The sequence below is a fragment of the Vibrio sp. 1562 genome, assembly GCF_033340155.1.
Lineage (GTDB): Bacteria > Pseudomonadota > Gammaproteobacteria > Enterobacterales > Vibrionaceae > Vibrio > Vibrio alginolyticus.
Genome location: NZ_JAWOVY010000125.1, coordinates 1 through 1,036 on the forward strand (window position 1 = coordinate 1; position 1,036 = coordinate 1,036).

The 1,036-nt window shown below is 49.9% G+C and carries 1 protein-coding gene; it reads left to right on the top strand.

Going from position 1 to position 1,036, the window contains the following annotated elements:
• Window positions 1–2 precede the first annotated feature (2 nt).
• Window positions 3–1,036, top strand: a 1,034-nt coding sequence (gene murA / locus R7Z49_RS23650) for a UDP-N-acetylglucosamine 1-carboxyvinyltransferase (RefSeq protein WP_318112158.1), incomplete at its 3' end; no start/stop codon positions are given.

The window sequence follows — 1,036 nt, forward strand, 5'->3', positions numbered from 1 at the left end:
CCATTTCTGGTGCAAAAAACGCAGCACTGCCTATTTTATTTGCGTCTATCTTGGCTGAAGAGCCTGTAGAAGTGGCAAACGTACCACATCTTCGCGATATCGACACAACCATGGAGCTACTAAAACGCCTTGGCGCTAAAGTAAGCCGTAACGGTTCTGTTCACGTCGATCCAAGCAGCATCAATGAATATTGCGCTCCTTATGATTTAGTTAAAACCATGCGTGCTTCTATCTGGGCGTTAGGCCCACTTGTGGCTCGTTTTGGTCAAGGTCAAGTTTCTCTACCTGGTGGTTGTGCTATCGGCGCACGTCCAGTTGACTTGCACATTACTGGCCTGGAACAACTAGGCGCAACCATCACACTTGAAGATGGTTACGTGAAAGCTGAAGTTGATGGTCGTCTGAAAGGCGCGCACATCGTGATGGACAAAGTGAGCGTTGGCGCGACCATTACCATCATGTGTGCAGCAGCTTTGGCTGAAGGTACCACAACGTTAGATAACGCAGCGCGCGAACCTGAAATCGTCGATACGGCGGATTTCCTAAATAAACTTGGCGCGAAAATCTCTGGCGCGGGTACAGACACCATCACTATCGAAGGTGTTGAGCGCTTAGGTGGCGGCAAGCACCGTGTCGTAGCAGACCGTATTGAAACGGGGACATTCCTAGTAGCTGCAGCGGTATCTGGCGGTAAAGTGGTTTGTCGTAATACCAACGGTCACTTGCTTGAAGCGGTTCTAGCGAAGCTAGAAGAAGCGGGCGCATTGGTGGAGACAGGTGAAGACTGGATCTCTGTTGATATGACAGACCGTGAGTTAAAAGCAGTAAGTATTCGCACTGCGCCTCACCCTGGTTTCCCGACAGACATGCAAGCGCAATTTACGCTATTGAACATGATGGCGAAAGGCGGCGGCGTGATCACTGAAACTATCTTTGAAAACCGCTTTATGCACGTGCCTGAGCTGATGCGTATGGGGGCGAAAGCGGAGATTGAAGGTAACACGGTTATTTGTGGTGACGTTGAATCTCTAAGTGG